We start from the raw sequence: 15,572 nt of genomic DNA, 5'->3' as shown, positions 1-15,572 counted from the left end.
GGTTACATGGCGTGACCGCTGGCGGCTACTCTGCTTTTTTCGACTCTATTTCTTCACAGATTCGGCGCAGATACTCGTTGTTTTTGAACGTGACCATGACAAACTCAAATGGCACTCGCATAACGATAGCGGCAATTATCCAGCCAATCATTTGCATACCATTTGTACCGCCTGTCTTAACCGCCATAACGATACAAAATATTACCAGCAACAGATAGACAATTGATAGTATTTTGGGTGTTATCAATTGGTCAAACTTAAAAAAATCCATGTCATCACCTACAATGCTCCAGTTGATTCAGCTATGTTACCAGATAAACCATTGTAGATCGCACCTGGATTATCTAAATTATTTACAGTTTCAGCGGCTTCTTTCGCACTTCCTACATGAATATGAGTTTCCCTGTTCCCGCTATTATTATTGTTAACGACTGTACCTGCTTTTGATGTTCCCATTAGTTCTGCTGATGAATTTACGTTATCTTCACCTAAGAACATGTTGAGAAAGCTCTCTACACCATTAAGTGGGTTAAAGTCATTCCCTCTTTCTTTTAAGAAATCACCAGCATTTCCAAATAAGTTGTAGAAGTTAAATAATTCGCTAAAAGTGCTTTTTTGAACAGGAACATTATCACTACTACTGCCATCGTTATTCACATTATTAGCCGCTTCATCTGATGCGCCACTTAATGCCCTAAGCATTTTCATTATTGCAGGGTAACGCTTCTCGAAGGCATCAAAACTACCAAACAGACTATCAAAAATTGTCCCGCCTTCCCCATTCAGCCAGGCTTTCCATTCTACAAACGCCTCATAAACTATCCATACCGCTGCACCAATGGCAAGGAAAGGCCAAAGAGCCGCCATTACAGGAATAGCCAATGCAGTAAATGCCGCACCTACAGCGCCAAGAATACCAATGAGTATGGCGGTTTTACTTTCATCAGCTAAGGTAGACCAAAACTCCGCAACTTCTTTTTCAGCGCTACGCGCTAACGGGATGAGCGTATTAGCCGCCCAATCGGTAAATTTCTGCCACTCGCCGCCGATGGTTGCCTGAGCTAAGAAGGCTTGCCAGTCATTTTTCATGACCGTCATTGTCTGCCCCCACGTCCAGCCCTGTTTTTTCAGCAAATCCATGTTGCTCGCCGCCAGCTTTTCAAAGGCTTTAATCATGGTTTCCGCTGTCAGCTTCCCTTTTTCCGACATTTCACGGAGTCCTTTTACGTCTGTACCAAATGCCTCGGCTACTTTCGGTGCCATCGTTCCGATTGCTTCCATGAAGGATCTAAATTCATCGCCGCCGAACCGGTCTGATGAGAATGCTTGCCCCATCTGATAAAGTGCAGCGTTGACAGCCTCAGCGCTACCACCGCCCAATTGCAGCGCCCCTACAAGTCCCTGAGTTGCCGTTATCGTTCTTTCCTGTGACAGCCCCAGCTTTTCGGTTGCCGTAGCCATGTTGGTATAAGTCGAAATGAACGCCCCGCTATCACTTCGTACATCACTAGCCGCCTGATTAAGGGCAAAAAATGCATCTTTTGCGTCGCCAGTTGTCTGAGCCAGACGCGCAATTTGTGCCTGTTGGCGCTGGATGGAATCAAGGCTGTCTGCCAGAGCATTACCAGCAGCAATTATGCCCGCCGTCAGTCCGGCACCAGCCAACATGTTATCAACACCAAAGGGATTGCGTGTTGCTTTCTCTACGCCCTCTGCAACAGGTTTCTTTTTCGCCTCCAGCGGTTCGCCAGAAAAGCGAGAAGGAGAAAAGTCTATATCCGCGAACGGCCTACGCCTTAGTGATTGTGGGTCAACCAGCCCACCAGCACGACCAGCAGACCAGTTAGCCCCGCCCGGAGGTGGCAACATTAAACCACCGCCGCCACCCGCTAGCTGACGTCCCGGAGGTGGTAATAGTCCAGCAATACCATTACCAGTACCTTCTACGGCTGCGCGGGCGACTTTCTGAGCCTCTTTTCTTACTGTATCGGCTAACGGCGTCCTGCTTACCAGATTTGCGCCTGTAGCGGCGATTGTGGCTACCGCTGCCGTGGTTGCTACTGATGGCGTACTGGCGGTACTGGTTGGCGCGTATGGGCTGGCTGGTTTGAGGTTATTAACTCGCTTAATGGCAGCGTCAAGCTGGTTTACTTTGGCAATAGCGCGTTCTATGGCGGCGTCAAAGGTGTTTAATCCCTCCAGTTCGGGGATAACGTCAATTTTCGTTACGAGATCGGCTGACTGGTCTGTCATTTCTTCACCTTACTAAGCGCGTGCTGAACCGCGTTATCAAACTGCATAACGGCGGAGGCTCTCATAATGGAATCGAAGGATGCGCGGCCTGATACTACGGCATCGTAGCTAATCAGGCCGCTTTCAATCACTCGCCAGATGACGAGTTCTGTGCGGATGGTTCGGTCAAGGTTTTCAGCAAGGCGTTGAACAGTTGCCGCATGGCTCCCTGCATTGTTGCCGCTGTGTCCAGTCCAATATTTTTTTTTAACCCTGCTGTTACCGGAAGAATGGACAATTTCAGGCATTCCAGCGCCACCAGATACACATCAGCAATGTTCGCTGCGGTGAAATTGGTGTTCACTGCGTCCCACGAATCCAGAAACTCGCCACTATCCACTAGTTGAGCGCGTGACTGAGAAAGCAGCGTAAACAAAAGTTCGTCGTGGTCTTCGCGATTCAGCATACCGAAGATTTTTGACGACATAGAGAGAATGCTTTCTACCTGGCTGATGCCGTGCTTAGCCAGAATCTCAGCGACACGCAAATTAAAGTGAATGGCGTCAAAGGCGCTCATACGGACAATACAGTATTTGCGCTTGTTAATATCGACGTGTTTGATTGAATCATCCATTGGTTAAATTCATCCCAAGAATCGTTGAGTCCAGTTCTCCCGTCAGAAGTTTCCATTCCAGCGTTTGCGCACCAACGCCATTGTTAGCGCCGTCTGATGGTTGACGGGCAAACATCGCATAGCCCAGCCGGTGCACGGAAAGATTGCGTGTATTGGTTACGGTTACAGGGATAACAGCTTTTGTTTTTTGCATCAGCGCAAGCGCGGTATTTACCGGGGAATTTCGCTGGGTGGTGAATACTACGGAGCCTTCTTCACTTGGGTTTTCAATAAATGACCAGTCGCCGCCAATACCGGATGAAACAGTAATCTGGTCGTCCGGTACTTCAACGATGATGTTGCTGTCTTTTGCCAGGCCGATGACCGGGACAACGCCCACGGTAATTAGCCAGTCTTTTGATGACATAATGCCTAAGTACATAGTTAAATCCCGTAAGTCATTGCCGAACCAACAGCATCAACATGCTTGATGGCATAGCGGAGGTAGAATTTGAATTTAACGGTCAGGTCGCCCTTGATGCGCTGTGCTGCGCTGACCTCTGCCATTGTGGGGCGGATTACTTCAAATCCACGGACGTAGTCGCCGTTTTCATCAGTGAAGTTTTCCAGGATGCCGCCAGCGGTCTGACCTGCTTTCAGTGAGCTTTCCATCTGGTTACACACCAACTCATAACCCGGCATGTCGTGACCAATTTTGTTTCTGTTCACAAACAGAGTCGCAAGGTCTTTTTGCATACGGTCAGCCTGCCAGTACGCAAAGCGCACCACCTCAATGGATTCACCATCGCCGCAAGTTCCCGGATACGTTACCGTAATGCCTGAGCCGTAATCTTCGAAGGTGTTGCCGTTGAGCGCCTGAATTTTCTGATAATCGGTCTCGGTGAAGTCATCAGCCTGGACAGCGTTAAGTGTCTTAAGCGCCCATGTTTCGGAACCCGGCTGCATAACCAGACAGCGACCAGCCAGAGCCGCATCAAGGAAGTTCTTTTCCCGTTTGGTGGATATGGCGAACGAACCCGCCATGTTTTTATCGTGGATGTATTTGGTGATGTTATCGTCCGCCCAGGTTGGCGATGAATAATCATCAATAAAGACCGCCATTTTATCAATTTGCGATTCAGTCCAGTCAGCAATTTCTTTCTGAATCGAAAGGTTGCGTGATGGCGTCATGGACATGAAAAACTTGTTGTACTGGTTCTTAATGGCTGCAATTGCAGAGCTAACCGCCGCTGGTAAAGCAACAGACGATTCGTGAGCAACTGCCGCACCTTCCAGATAAACAATACGCCCTTCAACGAGGAACTGACCTTCAGCGCCGGAATCAGCAACGATATCATCTGCAATCCCGTTACTTCCTGACCAGTTTTCACCGTCAAAACTGCCATGACGGTATTCATTGCCCTTGATATATCCGATGGTCGCCTTTGTTTCTGCTGGAGCACCAGCAACAGGAACGCCCGTTAGCTTAATCATGGTTTTGCTATAGGCTGCGGATAAATCGCCAACTACAAGCGTGTCAGGTGACGGGCTTTGTGAGAAATAAGCCTGAACCGCCAGCAGGTTATCACCTGACACGCCATCAGAAATAGCATCATCAGCACTGGTGTAAACCCGGTACAAATCATTGAAGCTGGAAATATCAGCATTCTCAAAATCTGAGTATTTCAGACCAAAAAATGCAGCACCCGGAGCAAGGATAATCCCCACCCCAAACACGCCATATTGCGCGGCTGTTGTTTGCCGCCCAATTTTCACACTAAAAAGCCTGCTTAAATTCGCCATTTATGCACCCTTGATATGGAACGTCACTTCGTTCTTTTTCACCGTTGCGCTATCAATCCAGCGCTCTTTTTTGTAGTGCCGGAAAACAAATTGCAGGGTTAATGTCACCTGTGCCATTTGCTGATAAATGAGGTTATCAATTAGAGGTGAGCTATTCTCGAAATCGCCTGAGCGGTCAATGACGCAGTTGTTATCAAACTGCCAAAATTCCCCCTCAGTTGAATCAGCTTCATAAAGAAAGTTCTCAAGAAAAGCCTGCGCGTCGTCCGATGACCGAATGGCTATAATCTGTGCAGCGCAGTTATAGTGATACACGCGATAATCATCGTCCCATGTTTTAGCAAATGGATTTGGTTCCCGCGTTGAAGATAGTAAGTGAATGGCTGTAAACGGGCTTTCTGGTTCGGGCAATTTTTGTTGCGCATATACCGGATTATCACCAGTTAATTCAATGAATGCCTGTCTTAACCTGACCATAGCCAGATACGGTGCGCCGTTAAGTATCGTTGGCTTTGCCTGTTCGTCCGACACTCTTAGTGTGCCTGTTGGAAATTTGACGACACAACCAACGTCCAGACGAAAATCTGCCGGGATGGTAACGTTATTGCCTTTGCCATCATCCAGCGTTACAGATGTAATGAAAGACGGGTCTCGCCCGTTATATGGCGTGAATAAAATATCTTTGCTGTTTCCGTTTGCGGTGAAAGTCGCTTTCTCAGCCCGGTAATCTGGATAATCAACCTCACCTGAAACGGTCATTAATTTAACCGTATAATTAGTCATTATCCCACCAGCGCTAATGCGTCCTTTTCTTTCATCCCAAATAACAGGTATTCATAGTGGTTAATAACGCCGTTCTGCCATTCCTGACGCTGTACCACCTCATAATATTTGCCAGAGCAAAATACGATAGCGCCGTTATGCTCGCCTTCTTCTGTTACAGCTAAATCAACTTCTCCGATGGCTTCCATGTAATCTTGAGGCTTACGCGCTGCAAGATACGCTTTGAATGAGCCGCCACCATCAACCGGTTGCATACTGAAAAAAGCTGACTGTTGTTCTGAATATTCCTGGCGAACTATGCCGCCTACAATTTCAGTGGGTAGCGGTTGCCAGAATTGAATTAATCGTCTCATGTGAAAGCCCTGTAATTGACGGTCTGGATAAGTACACCGCTGTGTATTAGCGGTTTAGTGCTGCCTTTTCGGGCAATAGTGATATCGGAATTAGGGCGGTATAGCGCAGAGTCAGCTATAGTCTTGCGGGTAATGGATACAGCTTTAGCGCCAATTCTTGCTATAGCTTGTTGCGGTGTGATTTTCCCACGCGCAACATCACGTAAAATGTCTTTGTATTCATTTGACCTCATCCAGTCGGCAATACGGTCTGAGGCGAATTTCATAAACGGGCGTTCTGGTATTAGCTCCCATCCCATAGCGTTTTTAGTGCCGAAGTTATTCCATGCTCCATATAACGCCACATCAACACCGTTATTGGTTTTCCCCCGGTGGATGCCGACAGTAAGCTGTACGCCAGCCAGTGCCTTAATTCGCTGGCGTATTACCCTGTCTGCCCCCTTCGTTTCTAACCTTGCACCTCCGCGCATGGATCAAACTCCGTATGCTTTTTTTGAAAACTGGAATATTCATCTGTGATAATGCGCATTTGCCATTTTTTCACTATGGGCGCCAAGGCTGGCCAACAGCATTTCGCAGAATAAAATCCCGTTACGAGGCGTGACCAATGAGAATGCAACCCCCGGACAAAGAACCCATAGCGTCTAAAAACTCCTGCCCCCACTGCGTCCCCTGCCATCCTGCCTTCTGCGCTGCCTCGGTGTAGCTCACAGACACCTTCCCTTCGCGTCTGCTTGCGACGCCGCGCACACTGGCGCTAATCCCTTCAACAGCTATAGGGGCAAGATTTGCGGCAACGTACAGCGCTTTAAGGCGTTCAACGTCATAACCGGAATCCGCTGCGGCTCGAAGGTCGTAGAGCCGCTCACATTGAGAAGAAAGGGCGCTAACAGCGCCCTTATCAAGTGATACCCCCGGTAGCAGAATGGCGAGCCAGTCATTTACCGTCATGCTATGCCCCTATTCGTCTTCGGAGGTTAATGCGCCGTCATGCTCTTTTTTGAGTTTTTTAGCTTCTGCATCAGAAAGTTGTTTCAATTTTTTCTCATCCAGAAACTGTTTTACTCCCCCAATAGAGAGCGTTGCGGCGGGAACGGGTACAACATCGGTTGGCGCAATGACGACATTTTCAATACCACCTTCTTCATTCTTTGCAAGAATGTGAATTGGTGCTTCGGTTAAATTAATCAGGTTAATGGTCTTTAATTCATTCATTTTTAAATTACCTTTGAAGATTTAGCGGCTGCCAGTGGTGCGCGAACAATAGTCCCTGCCGACTTCGACAGGCAGGGAATAGACAAATCAAGTCCTGAGCGTTGAACTGACAATTGCCGGAATAGAATTGGTGTTGCTTGCGAGAAATGACGGCGCGTCATGGCAACAGCAATAATGATTCCCTCATCGTCCAGATCAGAGTTTTTCCTGAATGAGATTTCCGGGTAAGACGTTCGCAGGAAGGAAAGCACAGTACCCAGCGTACCGGAAAGGCGTTTACCCTGAATCCTTGACCAGGCTTTTGACGGGAAATGAACTTCGTTTGTTTCGTAGATTTTGCTGGAGTTAACAGCAGCAATCAGTGCGGAAACATCATCCGAAATATCATCACCATCAGCCGTGGCCCAACCACCTTTTAGCGCCACCATAGGGATGTTCGGATGCTCAATGAAGCCCACAATCTGATATTCCTTATTGCCACGCCACAGCAAGTTAGAAATAGTTCGCTCATGGGCTTCTCTGGTATTCAGCGCCAGAATATTATCAAGTGGAGTCCCGGACATAGCCGCCGATAATACATCGTCGTATGTATATCCATAACCAAGCCCAAAGGTATACATTTGCGCAAAATATTCCCGCCCTCTTGCGCTCATCATTGGCATATCCGTACCGAATGCAGCCATGATTTTTGCCATACCCTGAGCTGAATACATGCGGTATCCAACCCACTTTGAACCTTCGTTCACTCCCGGTTCTTGCTGGAACATGGTGAGCGCAACAGGTGCGGGCATTTCTTCCATGTATACATCTTTGGACATGGAGATAAGGTCACGGGCAAAAATTAGCCCTTGCTCATCCGTATTCAGGTTTGGGATTGAGCCACCAGCCTGAGCCTCTGCTAAAATTTGCGCCATCAATGCGCCTAAATGTTTCTCATTCATGTTTTGCGGTTTCCCTGTTAGCCAACGGTCATTACAGCGGTGTCAGTGAAACCACCGTCTTCGGTTCGTACCGTAATTGTTGCGGTTTGTTCAGCCTGAGCATCCTCTTTAAATGTCACCAGACCAGCGTTATCAACGGTTGCCACATTCGCGTTACTGGTCTCAAATGTAACGCCCTGATTGGTTGCCCCGACTGGTGAGATTGTGGCGGTAAGTTGCTGTGTCTCACCTGCGGCTTTGGTTGCTGTTTTGGGGGCAAGTGCCACGCCAGTTACGGGAACATCACGCGGATACCCCGCGCTCAGTAGTTCACCATCAACAACCATCACAATGGCTGTACCGCCGCGCTGTGTTGGCGTTTCAAAACGAAAACGCGTTTTTGCGTCCTGTTCCGCTACGCCCCATTCCATATAGCCGGTAGTGGCGTTACGGCCTTTCGGCACAGCCAGATCGCCCACTTTCGGGGATTCACCAGATTTAACCGCTACACGAATCGGGCCATTTTCAACGATACCTACCGGGCAGTTGATAGTGACCACGCCGATACGGGTATTGCTGCCAAAACCCGGCATTGATGGCATGTTTGAATGCGCTGTAACCGCAATGCCAATTGCATCAGCAGCGTTACCATCATCAGGTAGCGCGATGCAGGTGGAATCGTTGCCTGACGTTAGTTTTACAGCATCGCCCGGCGCGACTTCGCCACCAGCGCGGCGGGAAGTAACGCTGGCAGATGAACGGAAAGACGGCAGGACAGCCAAATCACCCGGCAACCCGGCGTCAAAATCACTTTTAATCGTTGTCTGCATTATTTCCCAGCCTCTTTTTTGCCAAACATGCGCGACTGGTAATCACTGTGCGCGTCATTTTTGATGCCATTTTGCTCATCGTTGTTAATGCGTGGATTGCGGGGCTTTTGCTCAAATTTTTTGCCGCAAGCCACCAGCGCCATAGATAACGCAACATCCACCTGCTCATCACTCCAGCCATCCATATTTACTTCCGGGTTGGCTTTACGAATGATTGCCTGTTTTACCAGACCGATATCACCCAAACTGTCGGTATTGATGTTGAGGCGCTTTGCAGCTTCTTTAAGCTGATGCTCTTGACGACCATCAGCAACGCCGCGCTCATATGCTTCATTGCTGGCTGAGTCCATGTTTACCAGGCGGTTATTTGCTTTGAGCAAGTCACCGCGCACAGTGCTAAGGTCACTGGTCAGCGTTTTTTTATCCGCTTCCAGTTGTTCGATTTTGGCTAACGCCTCTTCTAATTCCATCGGTTCACCGTCCAGATTGAATGTTGCTGTCTTTACCCGTGGGTTGCGAACAATGCTTAAGTGGTTGTAATTTATCCCCTTTTGCACTGTATCGAATTCTTGCCCGTCAGGTGCTCGCCCCGTTTGCCGGGGTTTTTCGTCACACTGGTAGCCAGCAGACGCCCCACGTAAACTTTTATCCTGCTGAATCAGGCGTATAGATTTCTCATCCTGAATAAGAGCGCGGGCTACTAACTCATCGCCCTGACGCATCACGGATGTAACTACACCAGCACTGACCGCCCGGTAATTTTTGGAAGTCACCAGACCGCCACGAGGATGTAGTGACACCGTCACAGGCTTGCCGATTAAGGTATTCATTGAGTCCTGGTTAAACAATTCATCGGCTGAGCGGTACTCTTTAGCCGTGAATGCGTCACCGCGTTTGCGGTCGTAAACCAGTACGCCCGGACGGGCTATAGGGATATCTATCTGGAGATAACCTTCCGGGGTTATCTCCCATTGCTTTATTGCGTCAACGTTAACCTGTGTTTCTTGCAGCAATTTCTTTCTCCGCTTCTTCCACATCCGACGCAGAGAACAACCATTCAGGAAAGCATCGGCAACCGTTGGGTTGCCCAGGGTTCCCGTCTCTTGGCGGTCTGGTCGGCGTGTATGCCTTACCTTCGCGCTCAACATGCTCTTTTCGCTCGCGTTCGTCTAACATGCCCCGCCAGCGGTATATGCTCATCCCGGCAATACGGGCGTTGGCTTCCTCAAGGTTCCATGCCTGATTGCCAATCTCGTTACGGGCAACATTACGGGCGCGGCGATAAGGAATTTCCATTTCATCAGCCAGCTTATTAGCGATGTAATCTACACCGCGCCCTTCGCGTAACCCCTGCTGGACTACGTTAATCCCCCTTTGAAGCGCTTCATCAGAAACATTCTCCATGCGCCCCATGCTTTCCGTTAACCAGTCGGCGGTTTGCTGCAACAGCTTCTTATCACCGTCATAAATATCGACTGCTATAAGGTCTGCCATGCTCTCATGTGGAATTTTTATCCCCGGCGCAAGGTCAACATTAGCGGCGGCTTTAATGATGAGACGGAAATCATCAAGAGAAGATTCGGCAAGCTGTGTTGCGGTCGTGTCCATCGCTGACAGCGACGGGATAAGGCTGGATGTTCGTAGCGGTTCGGATAGTGCTGCTACCTGCTTAGAGATTGCCCCCGCCGTATCTGGTGTGGCTGGCAATCCCTTTTTCAGGTCAATCAGATTCACGCCATCAACGCGAAAGCGCTGGTAATAGTTCTGCCAGTATTCATCTGTAAAACCAAATTTGCCGTTAACAATGGCGGTCTGAACTTCATCGGCGGTGCGGTTGATGATGCGAATATAAGTATCGGGTCTGGAGTTTGTGACCTTGGCGAAATCTTTAGCCAGGCTTATTCCTGCCTGTCGCCTGACTTCACTGATAACATAAGCCGGAACCGCGCCAAATTCCCCATCTTTTAATAACGCTGGTATAGCTTTAAGGAAAATGGACGCATCAGGCAATAGTTCCTGAGTTACAGACCTTATCAGCCTTTCTTGTTGCTCTCTCGTCATACGGGAATAGTTCTTCCCGGCTCGCCGCTTAATGTAAACGCGCACTTTTTTGACCGTTGCAGCAGCAAGGAAATCCCCCAGCACATCGTCAACGGATACATCTTTACCGTCAGCCGCATCAGTATTAAGGATTGCGCCGGATTTACCGATTGCCCGGTAAGTCTTTAAACAGGCATCGCGAACCCATTTACAAAAAAGCCGGGTGTTATCACCCAGCTTTTGCGCGTAAACCAGTTCTATAGCCAGTGGATAGCCAGCGTCATAGCGTGGTTCACTCTTCGGCATTATTGGTATCCTCGCTGGTATTATCATTGTGATTCTGGTTTACATTGCCGCTGTTCTGGTCTGAATTGTCATCATTCTGGTCATCAATGGTGCCAGTTGCTGGCGCGGTCTCTGTCAGTAACGTTACGGCGGCGGTTTCTTTCGCCGTTGCCCTGGCCTCTTCGCTGGTGATGGCTCTCATCTGGTAATAAAGTTGCGCTGTTTCCGCTACCTTCTTGTCCCTTTCTACCTCTCGGTCTATCTGCCCCTGTGATTTGTTTGGCACAAAGTCGGCCTTCACGCCCAGATAGCGTAAGGTCAGTTTTTTCAGCGCAGGAATAATGTCATTGGTGGTGATGTGTGAAACAAGGTTTTGCCATTGTGCATCTGCGCTGGTATCGCTATTAGATAAGCCTGACCGCCGTTCAGCCAGCATTGATACCGGAAAACCCGTTTCAGCGCACACCAGCTTGATAGCCATATCAACAAGGTCGGCTGTACCCGTCATGGTTGACTGCAAACGGGTAATTTCTTCATCTTTATCTATTGCCACCATGTCATTCAAATGCCTGGTAGCGGCAATGCCAGCCAGACGCCGCGCGGCTCTCGCTTCGCCTTTAGCTGTTTTTAAATCTTCTGCAAGTTCTTCTTTTTTATAAATATCCTGTACTGATAGTGACAGTATGCTGATGATTAGCTCATGGGACAGACCAAGCCGTTGTAACGCAGCATATGGTTTACAGAGAACCGGCTCACCAAATTCAACGCCAGCGCTACCATAAATCGGCTGATACTCTGGATCGCCAAACAGAAGCGAATCCTCCTGCTCAATAAAAACTTCTCCACCTATCGGGCTTTTAAGCTGAATACGCCAGCCTTCCGGCAATCCGAATAGTGGATCGTTATAATCAGAGAACCAGTCATTTGATGGCGTAATCCAGTTCGCGCCGTGGCTACGTACCCAATCATCACCCATGACCAGCACCGACCATCCCTGATGGCGCTTAAGCACAGTGGCGCGTTCGACGCCCTGCCAGATGCGCATATCGTCAAACAGTTGCTTTATTTTTTTATCATCTTCCGGGTTATCGGTAATGATATCGAAGCCGTTTAGCATTGCAGCGGCTACAGGCTCGCTAATGATGCGCCAGCCTATCCCGGATGTTTCACCCGCCAGCGCCGCCACCAGCGGAATTTTACCCTCTGCGGCTCTGGCCTTCATACGGTTAGCCGTTGGTGAACCCATCCCGGCAGCACCTTTAACACCATGTGATACGCTTTCCATCATGGTCACATAGCTGTCAATGTTATAGCTGGCAGGCTGCAAGCCTTCTTTTGTTAAAACTCCCTCAGTGGGAATTAAGCTGGTTTTGTTCGTCATTCGATAATTCCTGATTTCATGCGTACCAGATGGGGGAATATGGCGTCGGCGTAGTCAGTAGATACGCCTAACCGTTTTTTAACTTTCTTCTTCGCTTCAATAAGAATTTTGTCGTCTGGCGTGGTTTCCCACATAACGCCAGTCGAATCGGACAGGATGCGCTCACGATATCGGCGCGGAATTTGGTCTGAAATGGCAAATAAGCCGTCTGGTGGCACAATACCTGTTTCCATCCAGCGAACCGTATCATTAACGGCGTCACGGAACGCCCACCACGCTTGGGCACGTAGGTTATGGAATTCTTCTTCGTTTTTACGACCACCGCGATACCGCGATTTTTTGCGTAAGACTTCGCCCTGAGCGACAAATTTTCTAAATTCAATGTCTGAATCTTCATGTTTGTTCAGCTCACCACGAACGCCGGAACCAACCCCCACGGAGTCGTAAATAAGAACGGAACAACCTTCTTCTTCCGCGAGTTTTAGCGCCTGTACTGCCAGTTGCACAGGGTCACGCGCCTGTAATCGCTCCATACGGTACAAAAAACGCCCGTCAAAGAATGACAATACAGAATCATCGTCACCCTCATCAGCAACATCCAGAACAGCCGTTTTAACCCCGGTGCGACAGGCTTTAGCCAGCTTCGAATCAGGACTAACAAAAAGTTTTTCCAGATTGCCGCGATGTACCACCGCGCCCGGCAACTCACTAACGGGAACGCCTTCCCAGATGTTATCATATCGGTCTGGATAATATTTCAGGCAGTGTTGACGCTCTTTTTCCAGTTCCGGCGTGAAATGCTCGTTTTGATCCCAGTTAACACGTAAAACAAACCAATCATCTTCTGCATTCAGGACGAAACGAACATACGTTTCATCCCATGCATAGCCGGGGTTGAACGTTATCCACACCTCAGAAGCCAGGCGGCGGATTGTTGGCATGAGAACGTCCCACGCCTCAGCATTAATCCCCTGCGCTTCCTCCACCCATGCAATATCAACGCCCTCGGTAGATTTGATGCTATCCAGATTTGACTGGAAGCCCATGAACATGAATTCAGCGCCTTCCTCTGAACGGATCGCATTATTGGTTATAGTGAATTCATGCTCATATCCCAGGCGTCGTATAGTGTCGGCTATCAACTTGTGGGCTGATGATGAAATAGACTTTTGAACCCGGCGCAAACACAAGATGCGAATATCAGACCTGACGGCAAGCTCTACCAGTGCTTCAACAACATCCCATGATTTACCTGAACCGCGCCCACCATAGAGGCATTTGACGCGATGCGACTCAAACAACGGTCGCATAATTGCTCGCATGGGCTTGAGTTTGAAATCAGGCATTCCTGTCATTGAGTTTTACCGCCCATATCACCAAAAATATCTGTCAACAAACGACGCGCACGGGCTTTACCCTCATCGGTTATAGGTTTGCTCACATCAACCCCGGCTATCGTCATGATGCGGTGAGCAAGATGGCTTTTATCTAATCCCTCGACTTGCCAGCCATGCTTTGTTTTTTTGATGTTTTTTACGGCTCTTGTGTCTATTTCTGCTAGTTTTCGTTGAAATACTTCTGGCTCAAGACGCATTTTTTCCAGAGCCAGTAATTGCAGCATCACGTCAGCGGCGTCCGGGGCGCGAAAACGGCCAGACAGGTCAATTAATGCTTCCTGACGCCCGACTATGTCAGACGCAATAATGTGCTTACGGTAAATGCTTACTGCTTGCTGTATGTCGTTATCTTTAAGTAACTTTTCAGCCTGAAAATCATCGTTAAAGCCCTTGTAATCACGATTGCGCGATTTTGCATAGCTGAATCCCGGCGCTTCCCGCGCCTCAGCAACCAGCTTTGCAAATGCATCATCACGCCTGTTTATTTTTATTGTCACAATACCCCCCTTGTGAGGCTTGCAGCGTAGCGGGGAAAAGAGAGGATCAAAAACAGCGTGACCGCTGGCGTGTAGTACAAATAAAAAAAGCCACTCCGGGGGTGGAGTGGCAAAGCGTCACAAAAGCAATGAGTAACAGGCAATGCGCTACCTGTCCGTGGCAGATGCCATTATGGTTTTTTGATGAGATAAGACAAAAGATAGTGTGAGAGGTAACAGCAGATAAAGAAAAGCCGCCCCCGAAGGAGCGGCGTTTAAAGGTGCTTAGGCTATGCATCGCAGTCAGAAAGGCGGGGTGTTACCCCCGCCCTGATTTAGCGACTCTCCTTAGCTTCGTAGGCAAACTTTGCCGCTACCTGCACACCTCCCTGACCTATTGACGCTTCACAAAGCGTCCGGTTTAGAGCGGTGTACGCCAGTAACGCCGCGATAAATACCGCGACAAACAAAAATACTCCTTTGTAAAACAAAGTTGCCTCCTTAGCTGTGGGGAGGCTATAATCGGATTGCGAAGTCACGATAAGAGCCTCGTTGGTTAATGAAAATTGACCTTCGGGGCTTTTCTCTATCTGTCGCACGGTAACATGAGACAGATAGCCTCAAGCACCGGGCGGGATTATAGCAACAAATTACTTACCAATTAAACAGTTGCTTTTCGCCCCTCAATTTCAGCCTTAGCTTTAGCTACATCATCCTCAGAAAACAACCATTCAGGAAAGCAACATTGACAACTGAAAATCTCGCTAATATGGAACGCAACGCCTTCAAGAGCAACGTGCGAAGGATTCACCCACCAGATATCACCATTAGTTGAAATGCACCTAAGCCGGAAATACTTCATTCCAGCTATATGGGCGTTTTTTCGCTCACTGCGCCAATTTCTATTCAATGTTTCCGATGTCGCCTTTATCTGCTGTTCCAGTTGCTTTGTTATTCTGGCCTCACCTTTTGAATTTACTTTGATGATGGCATAGCTTGGCGTTTTCAAATCAATACCCGTTGCTGGTCACAATTCCTGCTTGATTCTAATTTGTAGTTGAAATAAGATCTATCTTAGGTGCTACAAACACCTATGCAAAGCGGTGAATCACCCCGTCAGTGTGATTTTTTTGCGCCCGTATTTTATGCTCTGGCGGCTGTTGCCGTATGAGTGCTGAATTATGGGGTGGAGTGCGACGAATAGCAGGCCTCTCCGTCTGTGAATAAGTCCGCCGACTTTGCAC

General features: G+C 48.5%; 18 protein-coding genes. All 18 read right to left on the bottom strand.

Annotated elements, in window-relative coordinates:
- Positions 1–25 precede the first annotated feature (25 nt).
- The 18 genes from OGX80_RS22100 to OGX80_RS22015 all read right to left on the bottom strand — a co-directional run bounded on the left by OGX80_RS22100 (position 26) and on the right by OGX80_RS22015 (position 15,337).
- The gene (locus OGX80_RS22100) at positions 26–271 is read right to left on the bottom strand and encodes a DUF4282 domain-containing protein (RefSeq protein ID WP_286471490.1); all 246 of its coding nucleotides are present in this window, start codon (positions 269–271) and stop codon (positions 26–28) included.
- A gap of 8 nt (positions 272–279) precedes the next feature.
- A complete protein-coding gene (locus tag OGX80_RS22095) occupies positions 280–2,253 on the bottom strand; it encodes a tape measure protein (RefSeq protein ID WP_286471488.1) in 1,974 nt (657 codons plus the stop codon).
- A 127-nt stretch (positions 2,254–2,380) separates the two neighbouring features.
- Positions 2,381–2,866 (bottom strand): phage tail assembly chaperone, encoded by a 486-nt coding sequence (locus OGX80_RS22090; RefSeq protein ID WP_286471486.1) that lies wholly within the window; start codon positions 2,864–2,866, stop codon positions 2,381–2,383.
- A complete protein-coding gene (locus OGX80_RS22085; protein ID WP_286471485.1) occupies positions 2,859–3,287 on the bottom strand; it encodes a hypothetical protein in 429 nt (142 codons plus the stop codon). Before OGX80_RS22085 ends, OGX80_RS22090 begins: the two co-directional genes overlap by 8 nt.
- Before the next feature lie 2 nt (positions 3,288–3,289).
- Entirely contained in the window at positions 3,290–4,648 is a 1,359-nt protein-coding gene (locus OGX80_RS22080; protein ID WP_286471484.1) for a DUF3383 family protein, read from the bottom strand.
- A complete protein-coding gene (locus OGX80_RS22075; RefSeq protein WP_286471482.1) occupies positions 4,649–5,431 on the bottom strand; it encodes a phage neck terminator protein in 783 nt (260 codons plus the stop codon).
- The gene (locus OGX80_RS22070; RefSeq protein WP_286471480.1) at positions 5,431–5,784 is read right to left on the bottom strand and encodes a hypothetical protein; all 354 of its coding nucleotides are present in this window, start codon (positions 5,782–5,784) and stop codon (positions 5,431–5,433) included. The genes OGX80_RS22075 and OGX80_RS22070 overlap by 1 nt, the downstream gene beginning before the upstream one ends.
- Positions 5,781–6,254: a hypothetical protein gene (locus OGX80_RS22065; RefSeq protein ID WP_200076326.1), complete on the bottom strand. Its 474-nt coding sequence runs from the start codon at positions 6,252–6,254 to the stop codon at positions 5,781–5,783. Before OGX80_RS22065 ends, OGX80_RS22070 begins: the two co-directional genes overlap by 4 nt.
- A 121-nt stretch (positions 6,255–6,375) precedes the next feature.
- Complete coding sequence (locus tag OGX80_RS22060; protein ID WP_286471478.1) at positions 6,376–6,735, bottom strand: DUF4054 domain-containing protein; 360 nt, start codon at positions 6,733–6,735, stop codon at positions 6,376–6,378.
- Between the two features lie 9 nt (positions 6,736–6,744).
- Positions 6,745–6,999: a hypothetical protein gene (locus tag OGX80_RS22055; RefSeq protein ID WP_286471476.1), complete on the bottom strand. Its 255-nt coding sequence runs from the start codon at positions 6,997–6,999 to the stop codon at positions 6,745–6,747.
- Between the two features lie 2 nt (positions 7,000–7,001).
- Positions 7,002–7,940 carry a major capsid family protein gene (locus tag OGX80_RS22050; protein WP_286471475.1) on the bottom strand — a complete coding sequence of 313 codons (939 nt, stop codon included), beginning with the start codon at positions 7,938–7,940 and terminating at the stop codon, positions 7,002–7,004.
- 17 nt (positions 7,941–7,957) lie between these two features.
- A complete protein-coding gene (locus tag OGX80_RS22045) occupies positions 7,958–8,749 on the bottom strand; it encodes an Ig-like domain-containing protein (protein WP_286471474.1) in 792 nt (263 codons plus the stop codon).
- On the bottom strand, positions 8,749–9,762 hold the full coding sequence (locus tag OGX80_RS22040) for a DUF2213 domain-containing protein (RefSeq protein ID WP_200076354.1): 1,014 nt from the start codon (positions 9,760–9,762) through the stop codon (positions 8,749–8,751). Before OGX80_RS22040 ends, OGX80_RS22045 begins: the two co-directional genes overlap by 1 nt.
- Complete coding sequence (locus tag OGX80_RS22035) at positions 9,740–11,095, bottom strand: phage minor head protein (protein ID WP_286471472.1); 1,356 nt, start codon at positions 11,093–11,095, stop codon at positions 9,740–9,742. Before OGX80_RS22035 ends, OGX80_RS22040 begins: the two co-directional genes overlap by 23 nt.
- Complete coding sequence (locus OGX80_RS22030; RefSeq protein ID WP_286471471.1) at positions 11,082–12,455, bottom strand: anti-CBASS protein Acb1 family protein; 1,374 nt, start codon at positions 12,453–12,455, stop codon at positions 11,082–11,084. The genes OGX80_RS22035 and OGX80_RS22030 overlap by 14 nt, the downstream gene beginning before the upstream one ends.
- Complete coding sequence (locus OGX80_RS22025) at positions 12,452–13,810, bottom strand: PBSX family phage terminase large subunit (RefSeq protein ID WP_286471470.1); 1,359 nt, start codon at positions 13,808–13,810, stop codon at positions 12,452–12,454. The genes OGX80_RS22030 and OGX80_RS22025 overlap by 4 nt, the downstream gene beginning before the upstream one ends.
- Positions 13,807–14,349: a hypothetical protein gene (locus OGX80_RS22020; RefSeq protein WP_286471468.1), complete on the bottom strand. Its 543-nt coding sequence runs from the start codon at positions 14,347–14,349 to the stop codon at positions 13,807–13,809. The genes OGX80_RS22025 and OGX80_RS22020 overlap by 4 nt, the downstream gene beginning before the upstream one ends.
- Before the next feature lie 640 nt (positions 14,350–14,989).
- Entirely contained in the window at positions 14,990–15,337 is a 348-nt protein-coding gene (locus tag OGX80_RS22015; RefSeq protein ID WP_286471466.1) for a hypothetical protein, read from the bottom strand.
- Positions 15,338–15,572: the final 235 nt, after the last annotated feature.

The sequence above is a fragment of the Citrobacter sp. CK194 genome, from assembly GCF_030333395.1.
GTDB lineage: Bacteria > Pseudomonadota > Gammaproteobacteria > Enterobacterales > Enterobacteriaceae > Citrobacter_B > Citrobacter_B koseri.
The sequence above is the reverse complement of the archived record's forward strand: the minus strand, read 5'-3'. Positions and strand labels throughout refer to the sequence as shown.

Excerpts from the sequence above, each read along its gene's own strand:
- OGX80_RS22100 (WP_286471490.1), bottom strand. The coding sequence starts at position 271 with ATGGATTTTTTTAAGTTTGACCAATTGATAACACCCAAAATACTATCA.
- OGX80_RS22095 (WP_286471488.1), bottom strand. The coding sequence starts at position 2,253 with ATGACAGACCAGTCAGCCGATCTCGTAACGAAAATTGACGTTATCCCC.
- OGX80_RS22090 (WP_286471486.1), bottom strand. The coding sequence starts at position 2,866 with ATGGATGATTCAATCAAACACGTCGATATTAACAAGCGCAAATACTGT.
- OGX80_RS22085 (WP_286471485.1), bottom strand. The coding sequence starts at position 3,287 with ATGTACTTAGGCATTATGTCATCAAAAGACTGGCTAATTACCGTGGGC.
- OGX80_RS22080 (WP_286471484.1), bottom strand. The coding sequence starts at position 4,648 with ATGGCGAATTTAAGCAGGCTTTTTAGTGTGAAAATTGGGCGGCAAACA.
- OGX80_RS22075 (WP_286471482.1), bottom strand. The coding sequence starts at position 5,431 with ATGACTAATTATACGGTTAAATTAATGACCGTTTCAGGTGAGGTTGAT.
- OGX80_RS22070 (WP_286471480.1), bottom strand. The coding sequence starts at position 5,784 with ATGAGACGATTAATTCAATTCTGGCAACCGCTACCCACTGAAATTGTA.
- OGX80_RS22065 (WP_200076326.1), bottom strand. The coding sequence starts at position 6,254 with ATGCGCGGAGGTGCAAGGTTAGAAACGAAGGGGGCAGACAGGGTAATA.
- OGX80_RS22060 (WP_286471478.1), bottom strand. The coding sequence starts at position 6,735 with ATGACGGTAAATGACTGGCTCGCCATTCTGCTACCGGGGGTATCACTT.
- OGX80_RS22055 (WP_286471476.1), bottom strand. The coding sequence starts at position 6,999 with ATGAATGAATTAAAGACCATTAACCTGATTAATTTAACCGAAGCACCA.
- OGX80_RS22050 (WP_286471475.1), bottom strand. The coding sequence starts at position 7,940 with ATGAATGAGAAACATTTAGGCGCATTGATGGCGCAAATTTTAGCAGAG.
- OGX80_RS22045 (WP_286471474.1), bottom strand. The coding sequence starts at position 8,749 with ATGCAGACAACGATTAAAAGTGATTTTGACGCCGGGTTGCCGGGTGAT.
- OGX80_RS22035 (WP_286471472.1), bottom strand. The coding sequence starts at position 11,095 with ATGCCGAAGAGTGAACCACGCTATGACGCTGGCTATCCACTGGCTATA.
- OGX80_RS22030 (WP_286471471.1), bottom strand. The coding sequence starts at position 12,455 with ATGACGAACAAAACCAGCTTAATTCCCACTGAGGGAGTTTTAACAAAA.
- OGX80_RS22025 (WP_286471470.1), bottom strand. The coding sequence starts at position 13,810 with ATGACAGGAATGCCTGATTTCAAACTCAAGCCCATGCGAGCAATTATG.